At 49.9% G+C, this 533-nt stretch carries 1 protein-coding gene; it reads right to left on the minus strand.

Annotation, left to right across the window (positions count from 1 at the left end; all coding sequences use genetic code 11):
- Positions 1-225: 225 nt before the first annotated feature.
- A partial coding sequence (locus AC1D1Y_RS26160) for a hypothetical protein (protein WP_477684915.1) occupies positions 226-533 on the minus strand: 308 nt, incomplete at its 5' end.

The following is a 533-nucleotide window of genomic DNA, read 5'->3' on the forward strand; positions in this document are numbered from 1 at the left end:
AATGTATCCCGGTCGTCGCAAAGCTCGGCAAACAGTTCGAGCAAACGCTCGATATCAGCAATGATTGCTCCGCCTTGGATCATGGATGTTCAACGAATAATGTATGGAAGTGTCATCGGAATCGTATCAAACTGAGACTTATGTCAGCATGACCGCTTCTGCCGCGATGCCAAGGCGTCTACAGACTGATGGCCGACATCCCTGGAGCTCCGAAGCTTTCTAGATTCAGGTCTGAGCGACACGACCAAAAAGCCGCGCAAGGACGATGCCAAAGCACATCCCAACGGGCCCCGCGAATACCCAAATATAGAGCTTGAATATTGAAGCAGTATCCGGCGCTACTACGTCTTCGAAATGGGCAGAAACGAGGCTGACGATAGCGAAAATAAAGAATACTCGCAGCGATACATCTCGGGTCAATAGCGACCCAACGGCACCACCGACAGTAAAACCCAGAAGTCGAATCAGGGTGGCCAGCGGCCAAAAATTTGTTATCCCAGAAACAAAGATGTAGTTTGTGTTTGGAGGAGTTC

Source organism: Polaromonas sp. P1_G1, assembly GCF_056405595.1.